The sequence below is a fragment of the Cupriavidus sp. GW821-FHT02F09 genome (genome assembly GCF_059421605.1).
Map to the genome: position 1 here is coordinate 132,542 of NZ_JBWKVH010000001.1, position 17,253 is coordinate 149,794.

Below are 17,253 nucleotides of genomic sequence, written 5' to 3' on the forward strand. Positions count from 1 at the left end.
ATTGCCGATTGCCGATTGCCGGCTCCTTCGCCATCCTCCGGTCCCAATGCACTTCCAGTGCATTGCGCGTCTGACGGTCCTGCGCATTTCCCATTCTCCCGACCCTTGTCACCTTGTTGCCTTGTCCATGTCCCGCAGCCTAGATCTCGCCGAGCCCGCATTTTCCGCCTCAGGCTTGCCATACTCGGCGCGCTACAACGAGGCCTATCACGGTAACGTTGATAGCCTGGAGCGGGCCCGTCACGTCTTCCTTGCCGGCAACGGTTTGCCGCAGGCCTGGGGTGGGCGCGACCAGTTCGTGATTGTGGAGGCCGGCTTCGGGTTGGGGCTGAACTTCCTGGCAACCTGGCAGGCATGGCGAGACGATCCCAAGCGTTGCCGCCGGCTCCATTTTGTGTCGATCGAGAAGCATCCGTTGACGAGCGAGGGGCTTGCCGCGATGCATGTCAGCCTTGGCGCGCAGGCGGCGCTCGTGCCGTTGGCCGCCGAGCTGAGGGCCGCGTGGCCGCTGGCGCTGCCCGGCCTGCACCGGCTGGAATTCGAGGGCGGGGCGGTCGTGCTGACGCTGGCGTTTGGCGATGTCGACGCCGTGCTGCCGCGGCTGGCGCTGGGCGCGGATGCGTTTTACCTGGACGGTTTTTCGCCTGCGCGCAATCCCGATATGTGGCAGCCGCCATTGATGAAGCGGCTGGCCCGGCTGGCTCGCCCGGAGGCCACGCTCGCCACCCACGTGGCGGACATCGTCTTCCAGCGGGGCTTGCAAGCCGCCGGCTTCGCGGTCAGTTCTGCACCGGGATATGGCTCAGAGCCACCGATGACCGTGGCGCGCTTCCCCGTCATGCGCGGCACGCGGCGGCAGCCGCCGCCATCCGTCGCCGCGTGGCCCGAGCGGCACGCGATCGTCATCGGCGCGGGCCTGGCCGGCTGCGCGGTCACGGAGCGGCTGGCCTTGCGTGGCTGGCGCGTGACCTTGTTCGATGCCCATGACGGCCCTGCGCAGCTGACTTCGTCCCACCGTGCCGCCGCCATGCATCCGCACTTGTCCTCGGATGACAGCGTCCTGTCGCGCCTGTCGCGCGCCGGCAACCTGCAGGCCCTGCGGACCTGGGCGGGGCTGGCGGCGGCGGGACATGCGCCCGGCTGGCAGGGCTGCGGCGTGCTGCAGACCGGTGCGGGCGTGGAGGACGCAGCTATCCAGCAGGCGGCTCTGGCCGCCCTGGGTTTTCCGGAGGCCTTCGCGCGGTGGATGAGCGCCGAGGAAGCGGCCAGCCGGCATGGCGCGCCGGTGCCCCATGGGGGGCTGTGGTTCGGGCAGGGCGGCTGGGCGCCGCCGCCCGAGATCTGCCGCGCGCAGTTGGCGCGGGCCGGGACGGCGGTAACGGCGCGCTATGGCAGCCGCGTTGCGCGGCTGGCGCGTGTGGCGGATGGCTGGCAGGCGCTGGATGAGGCGGGCATGGTCATGGCAGCGGCGCCGGTGGTGGTCGTGGCCAACGCGTACGAAGCGCTGCGCTTGCTCGCGCTGCGCCATATGACGATCGACCGGGTGCGCGGCCAGCTCACCACGCTGGAGCCGGCAGAGCTGGCGCGCCTTGGGCAATGGCCCGATTGCGTGGTCACCGGCACCGGCTACCTGCTGCCGCGCGCCGCGGATGGCACCGCGCGCATCGGTTCCAGCTACGAGCCGGATGCACAGGAATCCGGCGCGCTGGACGAGCGCCCCGCGGTGCACGCCGAGAACCTCGCCCGGCTCGCCGCGTTGCTGCCGGCGCTTGCCGGCACGGCCGCCAGCCTGGATCCGGCAACGCTCAAGGGGTATGTGGGCGTGCGCAGCGTCTCGCACAACCGCCTGCCGCTGATCGGCCGCGTGGCCGACGAGGCCCAGGCGGCGCGGGACGCCGCGGCACTCAGCGGGGCACGCCTAAGGGATATCCCTCGGCTGCCGGGGCTTTACGCGGCACTTGCATATGGCTCGCGCGGCCTCACATGGGCCGCATTGGGGGCGGAATTGCTGGCCAGCCAGATCGAAGGGGAGCCATTGCCGCTCGAGCTCGAACTGGCCGAGGCCATCGATCCGGCGCGCCTGCTGGTGCGCGCCTTGCGCCAGGGGACCGTGGCAAGCGGTGATGTGCCCGCCGAGCCGGTTCCCGGGTAAAAACTGCCGGAACCGAATGAAAACCGTGCGATAATGCCCGTTTTCCGTTTGCGTGGACCTGCGCCCGGATGCTCTGGAAACGCCAATTTTTGCGCGTGTCCTGCGTGCGACGCGGTTTGCGTGCCGGGTATCGGCATTAGCCGTCGCTTTGCCTGTGTCTTCTCGGGCACGCGAGCGGGGTGCGCTTACGAACACAACAACACTCTGGATTGGATCAACGACCATGTCGAATGTCATTGAAAACCTTGGCAAACTGGACCGCAAGGTGACCCTGGCCATTCCCAAGGCCGAAGTCGAAAAGGAAAAGCTGGAACGTCTGGTTCGCCTGTCGAAGACGGTGAAGATGTCCGGTTTCCGTCCCGGCAAGGTACCGATGAAGATGGTCGAGAAGCAATACGGCCAGCAAGTCGAGTTCGAAGTGCGCTTCGACAAGGCTGCCCGCAAGTTCTTCGACATCACCAAGGAACAAGACGTCAAGGTTGCCGGCCAGCCGAAGTTCGAAGTCAAGACCGACGGCGTGAGCGAAGACGAAGTGGCCTTCGACGCGACTTTCGAGGTCTATCCGGAAGTCAAGCTGGGTGACCTGGCTGGCGCCGAAGTGACCCGCACCAAGACCGAAATCAGCGATGCCGAAGTCGACAAGACCATCGACATCCTGCGCAAGCAGCGCGTGCACTACCACACCCGTGGCGAAGCCGGCGAGCACGGCGACGGCGGCGCCGAAGTGGCCGCCCAGAACGGCGACCGCGTGACCCTGGACTTCGTCGGCAAGATCGACGGCGTGGAATTCCCCGGTGGCAAGGCTGACGACTTCGCCTTCGTGCTGGGCGAAGGCCGCATGCTGCCCGAGTTCGAGCAAGCCGCACTAGGCCTGAAGGTTGGCGAGAGCAAGACCTTCCCGCTGGCGTTCCCCGAGGACTATCACGGCAAGGACGTGGCCGGCAAGACTGCCGAGTTCACCGTCACGCTCAAGAAGATCGAGTGGGCGCACCTGCCGGAAGTCAACGACGAGTTCGCCAAGTCGCTGGGCATCGCCGACGGCAGCGTCGAGAAGATGCGCGCCGACATCCGCGAAAACCTGGAGCGCGAAGTCAAGCGCCGCACGCACGCCATGCTGAAGGACCAGGTCATGGACGCGCTGTTGAAGGCGAGCGAGCTGGAAGTGCCGAAGGCCCTGATCGAGCAAGACCAGGAGCGCCTGGTGGAAATGGCGCGTCGCGACCTGGAGCAACGTGGCATGCCCAACGCCAAGGACATGCCCATCCCGGCCGAAATGTTCACGCAGCAAGCTGAGCGCCGCGTCAAGCTGGGCCTGATCCTGGCCGAGATCGTCAAGGCCCACGGCCTGGACGCCAAGGCAGACCAGATCAAGGCCGAGATCGAAGACTTCGCCAAGAGCTACGAAGACCCGAAGGAAGTCATGCGCTGGTACTACGGTGACCAGCAGCGCCTGGCCGAGATGGAGGCCTACGTGCTCGAAAACAACGTGGTAAATTTCGTGTGCGACAAGGCCAAGGTCACCGACAAGACGGTGTCCTTCGAGGAACTGACTGCCGAAGGCAACAACCAGCCTCAGCAGGCCTGAGCCTGGCCCGTGGCCGGCGCGCGTGGCGCGTTGGCCGCAGCCTTGTCTCTTACCGAACTCCAGGAGAACTTGCATGACCCGCAATGATTTGCTTGACCGTCTGGCCACCACGCAGGCCTCCGCCCTGGAAACGCAGGGACTGGGGCTGGTGCCGATGGTGGTTGAGCAGTCCGGTCGGGGCGAGCGCGCCTATGACATCTATTCGCGCCTGTTGAAGGAGCGTCTGATTTTCATGGTCGGCGAAGTCAACGACCAGACCGCTAACCTGGTGGTCGCCCAGTTGCTGTTCCTGGAAAGCGAAAATCCCGACAAGGATATTTCGCTCTACATCAACTCGCCGGGTGGCTCGGTGTCGGCTGGCCTCGCCATCTACGACACCATGCAGTTCGTCAAGCCGGACGTGGCCACGCTGTGCATGGGCATGGCAGCCAGCATGGGTGCCTTCCTGCTGTCGGCTGGCGCCAAGGGCAAGCGTTCGGCGCTGCCCAACTCGCGCATCATGATCCACCAGCCGCTGGGCGGCGCGCGCGGCCAGGCCTCGGACATCGAGATCCAGGCCCGCGAGATCCTGTACCTGCGCGAGCGGCTCAACACGATCCTGTCGGAAGTCACCGGCCAGCCGGTCGACAAGATTGCCCGCGACACCGATCGCGACAATTTCATGAGCGGCGAGCAGGCAGTGGACTACGGCCTGATCGACAAGGTGCTCGCCCGCCGTGCCTGACAGACCGGCCCGGCTGCCGCAAGGCGGGCCGGGCCGGGGTCGGGTGGCGATCCTCAGGGTATCGCCGCCCGGCCGCAACGAAGAAGGCTATACAGAAACGAGGCCTTGTGCCTCGTTTTTTGCTTTTGCCCCACAGCTTGGGGGTCTACCCGCCGCGCCATTTTTTTTGGCGTATGATGCGTTTGAAGCGTATCCCCGCAGCGCTCCAGCACTGCGGCACGCACACTGCTAATGTGACTGATTCCTATGGCGGATAAAAAAGGTTCATCCAGCGAGAAGCTCCTTTACTGCTCGTTCTGCGGCAAGAGCCAGCACGAGGTAAAGAAGCTCATCGCGGGCCCGTCGGTGTTCATTTGCGACGAATGCATCGACCTGTGCAACGAGATCATCCGCGACGAGGCTGCTGCATCCGACAAGGACGCGGGGGCCACGGCCAAATCCGATCTCCCCACCCCGCACGAGATCCGCGAAAGCCTGGATCAATACGTGATCGGGCAGGAGCAGGCCAAGAAGATCCTGGCCGTAGCGGTGTACAACCACTACAAGCGCCTGAAGCACCTCGGCAAGAAGGACGACGTCGAGTTGTCCAAGAGCAACATCCTGCTGATCGGTCCCACCGGTTCGGGCAAGACGCTGCTGGCGCAAACGCTGGCGCGCCTGCTCAATGTGCCGTTCGTGATCGCTGATGCCACCACGCTGACCGAAGCCGGCTATGTCGGCGAGGACGTGGAAAACATCATCCAGAAGTTGCTGCAGAACTGCAACTACGAGGTGGAAAAGGCACAGCGCGGCATTGTCTACATTGATGAGATCGACAAGATCTCGCGCAAATCCGACAACCCGTCCATCACCCGCGATGTCTCCGGTGAAGGCGTGCAGCAGGCCCTGCTGAAGCTGGTCGAAGGCACCATGGCTTCGGTGCCCCCGCAAGGCGGCCGCAAGCACCCGAACCAGGACTTCCTGCAGGTGGATACCACCAACATCCTGTTCATCTGCGGCGGTGCGTTCGACGGCCTCGAAAAGGTCATCATGCAGCGTTCGGACAAGACCGGTATCGGTTTTGCCGCGCAGGTGCAAAGCAAGGAAGAGCGCGAGGCCAGCGAAGTGCTGCCGCAGGTCGAGCCGGAAGACCTGATCAAGTTCGGGTTGATCCCGGAACTGATCGGCCGCCTCCCGGTGGTGGCTACGCTGGCCAAGCTGGACGAAGCCGCGCTGATGCAGATCCTGGTCGAGCCGAAGAACGCGCTGATCAAGCAGTACCAGAAGCTGCTGGCGATGGAAGGCGTTGAGCTGGAAATCCGCCCGGCCGCGCTCTCCGCGATTGCGCGCAAGGCAATCCGCCGCAAGACCGGTGCACGTGGCCTGCGTTCGATTCTCGAACAATCGCTGATGGATGTGATGTACGACCTGCCTAACTACAAGGGCGTGCAAAAGGTGGTGATCGATGAGAACACCATCACCGGGGACGCTCCGCCGTTGCTGATGTACGAGGAACAGCCTAAGGTGGCTGGTTCGAACTGACGCGAACGCCGGCACTTATGACGATGCCAGGCCGGCAGCGAGTCCTGAGAGGCCGTTCGCGAAAAGCGAGCGGCTTTTTTTCTTCATTTTCGTAAAACGAAGGGGAGGAAACGGGGGTATGCTGTTTGGACGGGTCTTGCAAGTGCGGGGAGCAGCATTTTGCAACTAGCATCGAATCGCGTGCAAAGGATGTCTTGCAATCGATTCATGAGACCCAATTTACGCCTAAATGACTGACTGGGGAAAATGATGTCCGGAACACAACTCCTCCCGGCTGAGCCGATCCGCTTGCCACTGTTGCCGCTGCGCGACGTGGTGGTGTTTCCGCACATGGTGATCCCACTGTTCGTGGGACGTCCGAAGTCCATCAAGGCGCTGGAAACTGCGATGGAGGCGGGCAAAAGCATCATGCTTGTGGCCCAGAAAACGGCGGCCAAGGATGAGCCGACCGCTGACGACCTCTATGAGGTGGGCTGCATCGCCAACATCCTGCAAATGCTCAAGCTGCCCGACGGCACCGTCAAGGTGCTGGTGGAAGGCACGCAGCGCGCGAATATCCGCGAAGTGAGCGAAGACGAATCGCACTTCATGTGCGAAGCCGTGCCCGTGCCGCCGGGTCCGGTCGAGACCGCCGAGACGGAGGCGCTGCGCCGCGCCATCGTGTCGCAGTTCGACCAGTACGTAAAGCTGAACAAGAAGATCCCGCCCGAGATCCTGACGTCGCTGTCGGGTATCGACGAGCCGGGTCGCCTGGCCGACACCATCGCCGCGCATCTGCCGATCAAGCTCGAGCAGAAGCAGAAGATCCTGGAGATGGTGAATGTCACCGAGCGCCTGGAGAGCCTGCTGTCGCAGCTCGAAGGCGAGATCGACATCCTGCAGGTGGAAAAGCGCATCCGTGGCCGCGTCAAGCGCCAGATGGAGAAGAGCCAGCGCGAGTACTACCTCAACGAGCAGGTCAAGGCCATCCAGAAGGAACTGGGCGAGGGCGAAGAAGGCGCTGACCTGGAAGAACTCGACAAGCGCATCAAGGCTGCGCGCATGCCGAAGGAAGCCAAGAAAAAGGCCGACGCCGAATTCAAGAAGCTCAAGCTGATGTCGCCGATGTCGGCGGAAGCCACGGTCGTGCGCAACTACATCGACACGCTGGTCAACCTGCCGTGGCGCAAGAAGAGCAAGGTCAACAACGACCTCGCCAATGCAGAGCGCGTGCTGGATGAAGACCACTACGGTCTCGAGAAGGTCAAGGAACGCATCCTTGAGTATCTTGCAGTGCAACAGCGCGTGGACAAGGTAAAGGCACCGATCCTGTGCCTGGTTGGGCCCCCTGGCGTGGGCAAGACCTCGCTCGGGCAGTCTGTTGCGCGTGCCACGAACCGCAAGTTCGTGCGCATGGCGCTGGGCGGCGTGCGTGACGAGGCCGAGATCCGTGGCCACCGTCGCACGTACATCGGTTCGATGCCCGGCAAGATCCTGCAAAGCCTGGCCAAGGTCGGCGTGCGCAATCCGCTCTTCCTGCTCGATGAAATCGACAAGATGGGCATGGATTTCCGCGGCGACCCGTCGTCTGCATTGCTCGAAGTGCTGGACCCGGAACAGAACCACACGTTCCAGGACCATTACATCGAGGTCGATTTCGACCTGTCCGATGTGATGTTCGTGGCGACCTCCAATTCGCTCAACATTCCGCCTCCGTTGCTGGACCGGATGGAAGTGATCCGGCTGTCGGGTTACACCGAGGAAGAAAAGGTCAACATCGCCCAGCGCTACCTGCTGCCCAAGCAGATCAAGAACAATGGTCTGAAGCCCGGCGAGATGGAAGTGAACGAAGACGCCCTGCGCGACATCATTCGCTACTACACGCGGGAAGCGGGTGTGCGTTCGCTCGAGCGTGAAGTGTCGAAGATCGCCCGCAAGGTGGTGAAGTTGCTGCTGCTCAAGAAGGAAACGGGCACGGTCAAGGTCGCGTCCGAGAACCTGGACAAGTTCCTTGGCGTGCGCAAGTACGACTTCGGCCTGGCCGGCAAGGAAAACCAGGTAGGCCAGGTGACCGGTCTGGCGTGGACGGAAGTGGGCGGCGATCTGCTGACCATCGAAGCCGCGATCATGCCGGGCAAGGGCAACATCACCCGCACCGGTTCGCTGGGCGACGTGATGAAGGAGTCGGTCGAGGCGGCACGTTCGGTGGTGCGCTCGCGGGCACGTCGTCTGGGCATTACGGACGAGATGTTCGAGAAGCGCGACATCCACATCCACGTGCCTGAAGGCGCCACCCCCAAGGATGGCCCTTCGGCAGGCGGTGCGATGACCACGGCGCTGGTGTCGGTGCTCACGGGCATTCCGGTGCGCGCGGACGTGGCCATGACCGGTGAGATCACGCTGCGCGGCGAAGTCCTGCCGATCGGTGGCCTCAAGGAGAAACTGCTCGCGGCGCATCGCGGCGGTATCAAGCTGGTGCTGATCCCCGAAGAGAACGTGAAGGATCTCGCGGAGATTCCGGACAACGTCAAGAACGCCATCGAGATCGTCCCGGTGCGCTGGATCGACAAGGTCCTGGAACTCGCGCTCGAGCGCAAGCCCGAGCCTCTGCCTGAAGAAGTGGCCAAGCCTGCCGATGTGGCGGACAAGGGCGCTGCCAAGGTCGAGATGATTCATCACTGATGATGTCTCGCTGATGCTGCCGTAGCTTGCTGGCAGCGCATGAAAAACGCCGCGGGTGTCCCCGCGGCGTTTTTCTATTCTGGCTCCTGTTCCGCCTTCGATCCGTGCCACCTTGCACAACGTGCAGGTGCATTTTCCGGCCTGTAAAAATGCCCGCGAAGAATACTTGGCAAAACGCTAAAGGCTGTATTACACTTGCGCCCTCGCAACGCAAACAGCAGTAATTACTCTGATATGTGCGCGGCGATGCTTGCAGCATGCAGTGCGGCTGCGGTAAGAGCGGGTGCTTAGCTCAGTTGGTAGAGCGGCGCCCTTACAAGGCGTAGGTCGGGGGTTCGAGCCCCTCAGCACCCACCATCGCTCCTGCCGCAAGACAAGCCCGACACACAGAGGCATACTGCAACACCGATTCAGGAGTGGTAGTTCAGTTGGTTAGAATACCGGCCTGTCACGCCGGGGGTCGCGGGTTCGAGTCCCGTCCACTCCGCCAAATAAGCAGTCAGCAAAACGGGCCCTTAGTGGCCCGTTTTGCTTTTTGCGCATCACATCGCTTCACACATTCCGCGCTCCGTTCTTGATCAAGCCGGCTCCGGCTTGCAGTGTCCCGGAGCACACGCCACGGCATGGGCAGATACGGCTCGCCAATTGCAGCCACAGGGCTGCAAATCGCGTGAAGCCTGCCGCTCCTGATAGAATCCCGGAGTTTGCCGTTCGTACAACCCTTTTCCTGAGTCAGCATGCTTGATTTCGTACGCAACAACCGGCGCTTGATGCTTTTGCTGCTGCTGGTGCTTGTCTTCCCGTCGTTTGTGTTCTTCGGCGTGGAGAGCTACTCGCGTTTCATGGACAGCTCGCACGACCTCGCCAAGGTCGACGGCCGCGCTATCACCGCGCAAGAAGTGGATAATGTGGTACGTGACCAGAGCGAGCGCATGCGCCAGATGCTTGGCACGAACTACGACCCGCGCCAGTTCGAAGGCGCGCAGGCACGCCAGCAGGTGCTCGACCAGCTGATCCTGCAGCGCGTGGTAGCGGATGAGGTGGCCAAGAAGCACCTGACCGTTTCCAACGAACGCCTGCTCGAGACGATCAGCAGCATTCCCGCCATCGCTCAGTTGCCGAAGAAGAAAGACGGCACGATCGACGACAAGGCCTATGTCGGCCTGCTGGCCCAGCAGGGCATGACGCCGGAGCAGTTCGACGCCCGCATGCGTTTTGACCTGGCCACCCAGCAGCTCAGTAGCTCGGTTGGCGCTACCGCCTTTGTGCCGAAGTCCTTGCTGGACCGCCTGATCGCCATTCGCGACCAGCAGCGCGACGTGCAGGCGCTGCAAATCAAGGCGGCCGATTTCACCGCCAAGGTCAATCCGGATGACGCCGCGCTGAAGGCCTACTACGAAAGCCACAAGGCAGCGTTCTCGGTGCCCGAGCAAGCCAAGGTCGAATACCTGGTGCTGTCGGCCGACGCGCTGGCCGCGTCGACGCCGGTCACGCCCGAAGAGCTCAAGTCCTACTACGACAGCAACATCGCGCGCTTTCGCACCGACGAGCAGCGCCGCGCCAGCCACATCCTGATCGGCTCGCCCAAGGAAGCCCCGGCCGCAGAGCGCCAGGCAGCCAAGGAAAAAGCCACCAAGCTGCTCGAGGACCTGCGCAAGCATCCCGAGACGTTTGCCGACGTGGCCCGCAAGCAGTCGCAGGACCCGGGCTCGGCGGAGAAGGGCGGCGACCTCGGCTTCATGGGCCGTGGCGCGCTGGTCAAGCCGTTCGAAGACGCGATGTACGCGCTCAAGGATGGCCAGATCAGCGACGTGGTCGAGACCGACTATGGCTATCACATCATCAAGCTCACCGGCATCAAGCCGGCCGAGACCAAGCCGCTTGACCAGGTCCGTACCGAGCTGGAAGTGGAGCTGCGCAAGCAACTCGCCGCCAAGAAGTACACCGAACTGGCTGACACGTTTGGCAATACGGTCTATGAGCAGTCCGACAGCCTCAAGCCGGCCGCCGACAAGTTCAAGCTGACGATCCAGAGCGCCGACAACGTGACCCGCCAGCCGAACCCGGCCCTGGGCGCGCAAAACCCGCTCAATAACGAGAAGCTGCTCAAGGCGCTGTTCAGCGATGAGTCCGTCAAGAACAAGCGCAACACCGAGGCCGTGCAGGTTGGCCCCACCACGCTGGTGGCGGCGCGCATCGTCGACTACCGCCCGGCCACGGTGCGCAAGTTCGAAGACGTGCAGGCCAAGGTGCGTGAAGGCTATATCGCGCAGCAGGCAGCCGAGCTTGCGGCCAAGGCGGGCGCGGAACGTCTCGAAGCACTGAAGAAGAGCGACGGCGCCGACGGTTTCGGCGCATCGGTAACGGTCTCGCGTGCCAAGGCCGACGGCCTGGCACCGAAGGCGGTGGAAGCCGTGATGCGTGCCGATACGGCCAAGCTGCCCGCGTATGTCGGCGTGGACCTGGGCGCCGATGGCTACGCGATCTATCGCATTGGCAAGGTCAGCCAGCCTGCGCAGGCGGATGCCGCGCAGCGCCAGGGTGAGGCGCAGCAACTGGGCCAGATGCTGGGCCAGAGCCAGCTGGAAGCCTTCTACGAAGGCCTGAAGGACCGGGCCAAGGTGAAGTTGCTCAAGCCCGCTACCACCACGGAAGCGGGTTCGGCCAGCGGGGCTGGCGCGCAGTAATACTGCCGCTCGCAGCCATAAAGAGAAAGGCGCCTTCGGGCGCCTTTCTCTTTATGGCAAAGCCGCGGACAACTAGCGGGTAGCTGTCTCGGCCGCCGGCGCCTTCAGCAAGGGCTTGAGCTGCGGCCAGACGGTATCGAGCAGCGTGCCCTGCGCCTGCGCCGTGGGATGGAGGCGGTCTGCCTGGAACCACTCTGGCTTGGCGATGACTTGCTCCAGCAGGAAGGGCACGAGCCGGACCTTGTACTCGCTGGCCAGCTTGGGGTAAAGCGAGAAGAACCGTTCGGTGTAGTCCGGCCCGTAGTTGGGCGGGATGCGCATGCCCACCAGCAGCACGCTGGCCTTGGCCTGCTGTGCGCTGGTGACGATGCTGCGCAGGTTGGCCTCGGTGGTCTGCAACGGCAGGCCGCGCAAGGCATCGTTGGCGCCAAGCTCCACGATGACCACGGCCGGATGGTGCCTTGCCAGCAGGTCGGGCAAGCGCGTCTTGCCGCCTACCGTGGTCTCGCCGCTGATGCTGGCATTCACGACGTTATAATCGAAACGTTCCGCCCGCAGACGCGCCTCCATCAGCTTGACCCAGCCTGTATCGCGGGCCAGGCCATACTCAGCGGACAGGCTGTCGCCCAGCACCAGGATGGCGGGCGTTGCCGCACGCGCCATCGACGCCGTGGCCGGCACCATCGCGGGCAGCAGCGTGGTCACGCACACCGCCAGCGCCAGCTTTCGCCAACCGCACCAGAACTTCTTGCTCATGTCTTCATCCATTCTTGCAGTCGAGTCATTAGGAAAGACCGTAGCCGACACGACAGGTTCGCTGACGATTTTGCACGACGTGTCGTTTTCCGTCACGCCCGGCGAAACGCTGGCCATTGTGGGCGCATCCGGCTCGGGCAAATCCACCCTGCTGGGCTTGCTGGCGGGCCTGGACCTGCCCACGACAGGCACCGTCAAGCTCAACGGGCAGGACCTGTTCCAGCTTGACGAAGACCAGCGGGCAGCGCAGCGCGGACGCCATGTGGGCTTTGTGTTCCAGTCGTTCCAGCTGGTCGGGCACCTGAGCGCCCTGGAAAACGTCATGCTGCCGCTGGAGTTGCGCGGAGAGACCGCTGGCGTGAGCGAGCGCGCCGCCGACATGCTGGCCCGCGTGGGGCTGAGCGGGCGCCTTTCCCACTATCCGCGCACGCTCTCCGGCGGCGAGCAGCAGCGCGTGGCGCTGGCGCGGGCGTTTGTGGCCCGTCCCGACATTCTCTTTGCCGACGAGCCTACCGGGAGCCTGGATACGGCCACCGGGGAGGCCGTCATTGCGCTGATGTTCGAGCTGAACCGCGATGCCGGTTCCACCCTGGTGCTGGTCACGCACGATCGCTCCGTGGCGGCCCGCTGCGGGCGCATCCTGACCATCGAAGCCGGCCGGGTTGCCAGCGACGAGTGGATGACCGCGCCGGTTTGATAAAACGCTGCGTCAGGCGTTGCCGAGCGCCGCGCGCGCGCGCGCAATCAGGCTGCCGGTCGATGCGTCGTGCTGCCCGGCGGCGGCACTTTCCGCATGGTTAAGCTCGCCCTCGATCGGCTTGGCCAGGATCTTGCCGAGTTCCACGCCCCACTGGTCGAACGAGTTGATGTTCCAGACCACGCCTTGCACGAAGGTGCGGTGTTCGTAGAGCGCGATCAGCGCGCCGAGGGTATGCGGCGTGATGTCTTCCATCAGCAGCGTGTTGCTCGGCCGGTTGCCCTCGAACACCATGTGGGCGATACGGATCTCGTCGGTGAGGCCCGTGGCGCGCAGTTCCTCGGCCGTGCGCCCGAGCATCAGCGCCTCGGCCTGGGCAAAGCAGTTGGCCAGCAGCTTGGCGTGATGGCCGGGCAGCAGGCGCGGCGGCCGCAGCGGCGCCACGAAATCCACCGGCACGATCTGCGAGCCCTGGTGGATCAACTGGAAATAGGCGTGCTGGCCGTTGGTGCCAGCGGAGCCCCAGACCACCGGCGCGGTATGGGCGCGCACGTGGCGGCCGTCAAGCTGCACCGATTTGCCGTTGCTCTCCATCTCCAGCTGCTGCAGGAAGGCAGGGAACAATTCGAGCGAGGTGGAGTACGGTGCCATGCAGCTGGTCGGCATGCCGAAGAAGTTGCGGTACCAGATGCCGAGCATGCCCAGCACCACGGGCATGTTCTGCGCCAGCGGCGCGCTGCTGAAATGCGCATCCATGGCGCGGCCACCGATCAGCAGGTCTTCGAATGCATCGAAGCCCACCGCCAGCGCAATCGACAGGCCGACCGAGGACCACAGCGAGAAACGCCCGCCGATCCAGTCCCAGAATTCGAACATGTGCGCCGGGTCGATGCCGAAGGCGCGCACTGCCTCCACATTGGTCGACACCGCGGCAAAATGGCTGGCCAGCTGGTCCTGGGCCACGCCTTTGTCGAGGAACCACTGGCGCGCGCTGCAGGCGTTGGCCATGGTCTCGAGCGTGGTGAAGGTCTTGGAGCAGACGATCACCAGGGTTTGCTCGGGGTCGAGACGGTCCAGGCATTCGGCCAGTTCGGTGCCGTCCACGTTGGAGACGAAATGCATGCGCGGGCCGTTGCCGGCCAGGTGCGAGAGCGCGCGGCACACCATGCGCGGACCCAGGTCCGAGCCGCCGATGCCGATGTTGATGACGTCGGTGATGCGCTTGCCGGTGAAGCCGGTCCAGTCGCCGCTGCGCACGCGCTGCGAGAACACGCGCATGCGTTCCAGTACGGCGTGGATGGCGGGCATGACGGGCTTGCCGTCGACCTTGAACGCTGCGCCGGCGCCGGCGCGCAGCGCGATGTGCAGGACCGCGCGGTCCTCGGTGGCGTTGATGTGGTCGCCGGCAAACATGGCATCGCGGCGTTTCGGCACGCCGGCTTCATCCGCCAGTTGCATCAGCAATGCCATGGTCTGCGGCGTGATGCGGTTCTTGGAGTAATCGAGATACAGGCCTGCGGCTTCCAGCGAGAACTGCTCGACGCGTTGTTCCGCGGAGCCGGCGGCAAACCACTCGCGCATCGGCGTTTCGCGAATGGCGTCGTGGTGTTGCAGAAGTGAGTGCCAGGCGTGGAGGTCTGTGGGCATGCGTGCGGAAATCTTTGAAGGACAGCGCGGAAGTACCGTTTCAAGCTTGGTTTTTCGGCTAGATATCATTGCTCCCCGGCAGCCAGCCCGGCTGGCCTTGCGCAACGGTCAGGAGCCTCTCAAGTATAACGCGCCCATCTGGCACGACTCGGCGTTTTGGCGGCAAAAGACGGCATTAGTGCTTCCGAGGGGATCGATCGCCGGGCGCATTCCTTCGCGCGCTGGCGCCGTTCTCCCGTCAGCCGGGGCGCCCGAGCCGGCGCGCAACCGCCCGCAGCGCTGACTCGCCCCCCGCCACGCACACCCCGCCCACGCAGATCACCGCCACGCCGAGCGCGGTGATCCAGTCCGGGAACTGGCCGAACGCCAGGTAGCCGATGGTCGTCGCCGACAGGATCTGCAGGTAGAGGAAGGGACTGAGGAATGACGCATCCGCGTACTGGAACGCGCGAATCACAAAATAGTGGCCAATCGAGCCGGTGATGCCAGTGCTCAGCAGGAGCACGGCTTGCAGCGGCGTGGGTGCCGCTTCGAACCAGAAGAAAGGCACCAGCAGGGTGGTCAGGGCGGCGCCGGTCACGCCGCTCTGGATCAAGGTGGTCATGGGCGCGTCATGCGCGGCAATGCGCCGCGTCAGCATCTGCATCAGCGCGAACACCAGTGCCGACAACAAGCCCAGCGTAATGCCGGCCCCGCTCAGCTCGCCGCCGGGGCGCACCACGATCAGCATGCCAATGAAGCCGATCGCCACGCCGCTCCAGCGGCTGACGCGCGCATGCGCGCTCGGGCGCTCGCCGAGCAGCCAGGGCGACAACGCCACCACGAACAGCGGCGCGCAGAAATTCAGCGCCGTGGCCTCGGCCAGCGGCATCAGCTTGAGCACGCTGAAGAACACCAGCGTGGAGACCAGCATCATGCCCCCGCGCAGCCACTGCAGGCCCGGTTTCACGGGGCGCCATTGCTGGCGGAAACGCACCGGCCCGAGCAGCAGGAAGATGGCGGCCACATGGCCCACGTAGCGTACCCACGCCACGCCCACCACCGGCAGGCCCTGCTGGGTCAGCGTCTTGCTGCTGGCATCCAGCAGGCTGAGGATCCATTGGCCGAGCACCAGCAGGGCCACGCCGGTCAGCAGCTGGCGCCGGGCCGGCGAGCCGCTGGCGGCCTGCAGGCGGGCGCCGCCATCCGTCGCCTTGCTCATGCCTGCTGCGCCCGCAACAGGGCATTGAACAGGTCGCGCACCGGCAGGTAGAGCTCGCTCGCGGTCAGGCCGGCGGGGCCGGTGCCCTGCGCCACCAGGTGGTCGGCGGCGCGCCCGTGCAGCCAGACCGCGGCCTGCGCGGCCTGCAGCGCTGGCATGCCTTGGGCCAGCAGGGCGCCAATCATGCCGGCGAGCACGTCGCCGGTGCCGGCGGTGGCCAGGCCGGCATTGCCGGTCGGGTTGATCGATAGCGACATGCTGCCAAGCGCATCCGGTGGCGACGCGATCACCGTGCCCGAGCCCTTGAGCACGACCACGGCCTGCCATTGGGCCGCCAGCGAGCGCGCCGCCGCCAGGCGGTCGCGCTGGATCTCGGCCACGCTGATGCCGGACAGGCGCGCGGCTTCGAGCGGGTGCGGCGTCATCACGCGCACCGGCGGGCCGCCGCCAAGCATGGCGGCAAGCGCGGGGTCCGCGGCCAGCAGGTTCAGCGCATCGGCATCCAGCACCAGCGCGGGCGGCTCGGTGGCGGCCACGCTGGCTTGCAGCAACTGCGCCAGCTGCTTGCGCGCCGCCGTGCCCGTGCCCATGCCCGGGCCGATCACCAGCGCGGACATGTAGGTCAGCTCGATCTCCGCGATCGGGTGCAGCATCAGCTCCGGGTGCACAAGGTCGATCAGCGGCGCGGGCTGCGCCAGGAAAGCGATGTGCACGCGCCCGGCGCCAAGGTGCTGCGCGGCACGCGCGCCAAGCAGCGGTGCGCCGGTCATGCCGATGCCGCCGCCGATCACGGCGAGCGAGCCGAACGTGCCCTTGTTGGTGGCATGGCGCCGCGTGGGCAGCGCCGATGCAAACGACGCCGGCACGTTGACCGTGGCGCAGGCAGACTGGGCCGGCGGGTAGCGCAGGCCGAGCGGGGCGATATCGACCTCGCCCGCGCAATCGCGCCCGTCGAGCGTGAGCAGGCCCGGCTTGGCACCGATGAAGGTGAGGGTGCGGCGCGCGCGTACCGCCGGCGTGCCGGCGCCGGTATCGGCGAACAGCCCGCTCGGGATGTCGAGCGAGAACACTGGCAGCCGGGATTCGGCAAGGTGCGCGATCCACTGCGCCGTGAAGCCATCGGCGGCGCGGTTCAGGCCAATGCCGAACAAGCCGTCGACCAGCGCGCAGGTGTCCGGGGGAAACGGCGGCAGGGTGCCATGGCAGGCGGACTCCGGCATGGCGTGCAGTATCACGCCGGCCGCGCGCGCCTCCAGCCAGGCACGCCCGGCGTCGGCGGGCAGGCGATCGGGCTCGGCCGTCAGCCACACCTGCACCTGCCGCCCGGCCTGGTGCAGGCGGGTGGCGGCCACCAGCGCGTCGCCGCCGTTGTTGCCCGGGCCGGCCAGCAGCAGCAGCGGGCCCGCTGGCGCATGGTGCGCCAGCCAGGCCGCCGCGGCAGCGCCGGCCCGGGACATCAGCGCGAAGGCGGGCAGGCTGGCCATGGCGGCCGCTTCAATGTGGCGGATGGTCGCCACGTCGTACAGCGGGATCACGCTGGCGCTTGCCGCGTCCAGGGGCAGCCAGGCATCGTCGGGCAGCGCAGCGGCCAGCGTGGGAGAAGTCGGGGCAGAGCTTTGCAT

The 17,253-nt window shown here is 65.2% G+C and carries 11 protein-coding genes and 2 tRNA genes; 9 read left to right on the forward strand and 4 right to left on the reverse strand.

Annotated elements, in window-relative coordinates; translation table 11 throughout:
- The first annotated feature begins 127 nt into the window (after nt 1-127).
- The 8 genes from mnmC to AC07XB_RS00880 all read left to right on the forward strand — a co-directional run bounded on the left by mnmC (nt 128) and on the right by AC07XB_RS00880 (nt 11,330).
- Nucleotides 128-2,152: a bifunctional tRNA (5-methylaminomethyl-2-thiouridine)(34)-methyltransferase MnmC2/FAD-dependent 5-carboxymethylaminomethyl-2-thiouridine(34) oxidoreductase MnmC1 gene (gene mnmC, locus AC07XB_RS00845; RefSeq protein ID WP_492828549.1), complete on the forward strand. Its 2,025-nt coding sequence runs from the start codon at nt 128-130 to the stop codon at nt 2,150-2,152.
- Between the two features lie 223 nt (nt 2,153-2,375).
- On the forward strand, nt 2,376-3,737 hold the full coding sequence (tig, locus tag AC07XB_RS00850; protein WP_441630808.1) for a trigger factor: 1,362 nt from the start codon (nt 2,376-2,378) through the stop codon (nt 3,735-3,737).
- Between the two features lie 73 nt (nt 3,738-3,810).
- On the forward strand, nt 3,811-4,461 hold the full coding sequence (gene clpP / locus AC07XB_RS00855; RefSeq protein WP_043345919.1) for an ATP-dependent Clp endopeptidase proteolytic subunit ClpP: 651 nt from the start codon (nt 3,811-3,813) through the stop codon (nt 4,459-4,461).
- Between the two features lie 246 nt (nt 4,462-4,707).
- Nucleotides 4,708-5,982: an ATP-dependent Clp protease ATP-binding subunit ClpX gene (clpX, locus tag AC07XB_RS00860; protein WP_043345921.1), complete on the forward strand. Its 1,275-nt coding sequence runs from the start codon at nt 4,708-4,710 to the stop codon at nt 5,980-5,982.
- A 249-nt stretch (nt 5,983-6,231) separates the two neighbouring features.
- The gene (lon, locus tag AC07XB_RS00865) at nt 6,232-8,643 is read left to right on the forward strand and encodes an endopeptidase La (RefSeq protein ID WP_043351692.1); all 2,412 of its coding nucleotides are present in this window, start codon (nt 6,232-6,234) and stop codon (nt 8,641-8,643) included.
- A gap of 281 nt (nt 8,644-8,924) precedes the next feature.
- Nucleotides 8,925-9,000, forward strand: a tRNA-Val gene (locus AC07XB_RS00870).
- Between the two features lie 56 nt (nt 9,001-9,056).
- Nucleotides 9,057-9,133, forward strand: a tRNA-Asp gene (locus AC07XB_RS00875).
- 247 nt (nt 9,134-9,380) lie between these two features.
- Nucleotides 9,381-11,330: a SurA N-terminal domain-containing protein gene (locus tag AC07XB_RS00880; RefSeq protein WP_492828551.1), complete on the forward strand. Its 1,950-nt coding sequence runs from the start codon at nt 9,381-9,383 to the stop codon at nt 11,328-11,330.
- A 72-nt stretch (nt 11,331-11,402) separates the two neighbouring features.
- On the opposite strand, the gene AC07XB_RS00885 is transcribed toward AC07XB_RS00880, so the two are convergent.
- Nucleotides 11,403-12,086, reverse strand: coding sequence for an arylesterase (locus tag AC07XB_RS00885; RefSeq protein WP_492370656.1), 684 nt, complete (start codon nt 12,084-12,086; stop codon nt 11,403-11,405).
- Between AC07XB_RS00885 and AC07XB_RS00890 the strand changes: the two genes are divergently transcribed.
- A complete protein-coding gene (locus AC07XB_RS00890; RefSeq protein WP_492370655.1) occupies nt 12,085-12,783 on the forward strand; it encodes an ABC transporter ATP-binding protein in 699 nt (232 codons plus the stop codon). The genes AC07XB_RS00885 and AC07XB_RS00890 overlap by 2 nt on opposite strands.
- Nucleotides 12,784-12,795: 12 nt before the next feature.
- Here the strand turns inward: AC07XB_RS00890 and pgi are convergent, their stop codons facing one another.
- The 3 genes from pgi to AC07XB_RS00905 all read right to left on the reverse strand — a co-directional run bounded on the left by pgi (nt 12,796) and on the right by AC07XB_RS00905 (nt 17,253).
- On the reverse strand, nt 12,796-14,430 hold the full coding sequence (pgi, locus tag AC07XB_RS00895; protein ID WP_492828553.1) for a glucose-6-phosphate isomerase: 1,635 nt from the start codon (nt 14,428-14,430) through the stop codon (nt 12,796-12,798).
- Between the two features lie 238 nt (nt 14,431-14,668).
- Nucleotides 14,669-15,631, reverse strand: coding sequence for a DMT family transporter (locus tag AC07XB_RS00900; RefSeq protein WP_492807543.1), 963 nt, complete (start codon nt 15,629-15,631; stop codon nt 14,669-14,671).
- Nucleotides 15,628-17,253, reverse strand: a complete 1,626-nt coding sequence (locus tag AC07XB_RS00905; protein WP_492807541.1) for an NAD(P)H-hydrate dehydratase — start codon at nt 17,251-17,253, stop codon at nt 15,628-15,630. Before AC07XB_RS00905 ends, AC07XB_RS00900 begins: the two co-directional genes overlap by 4 nt.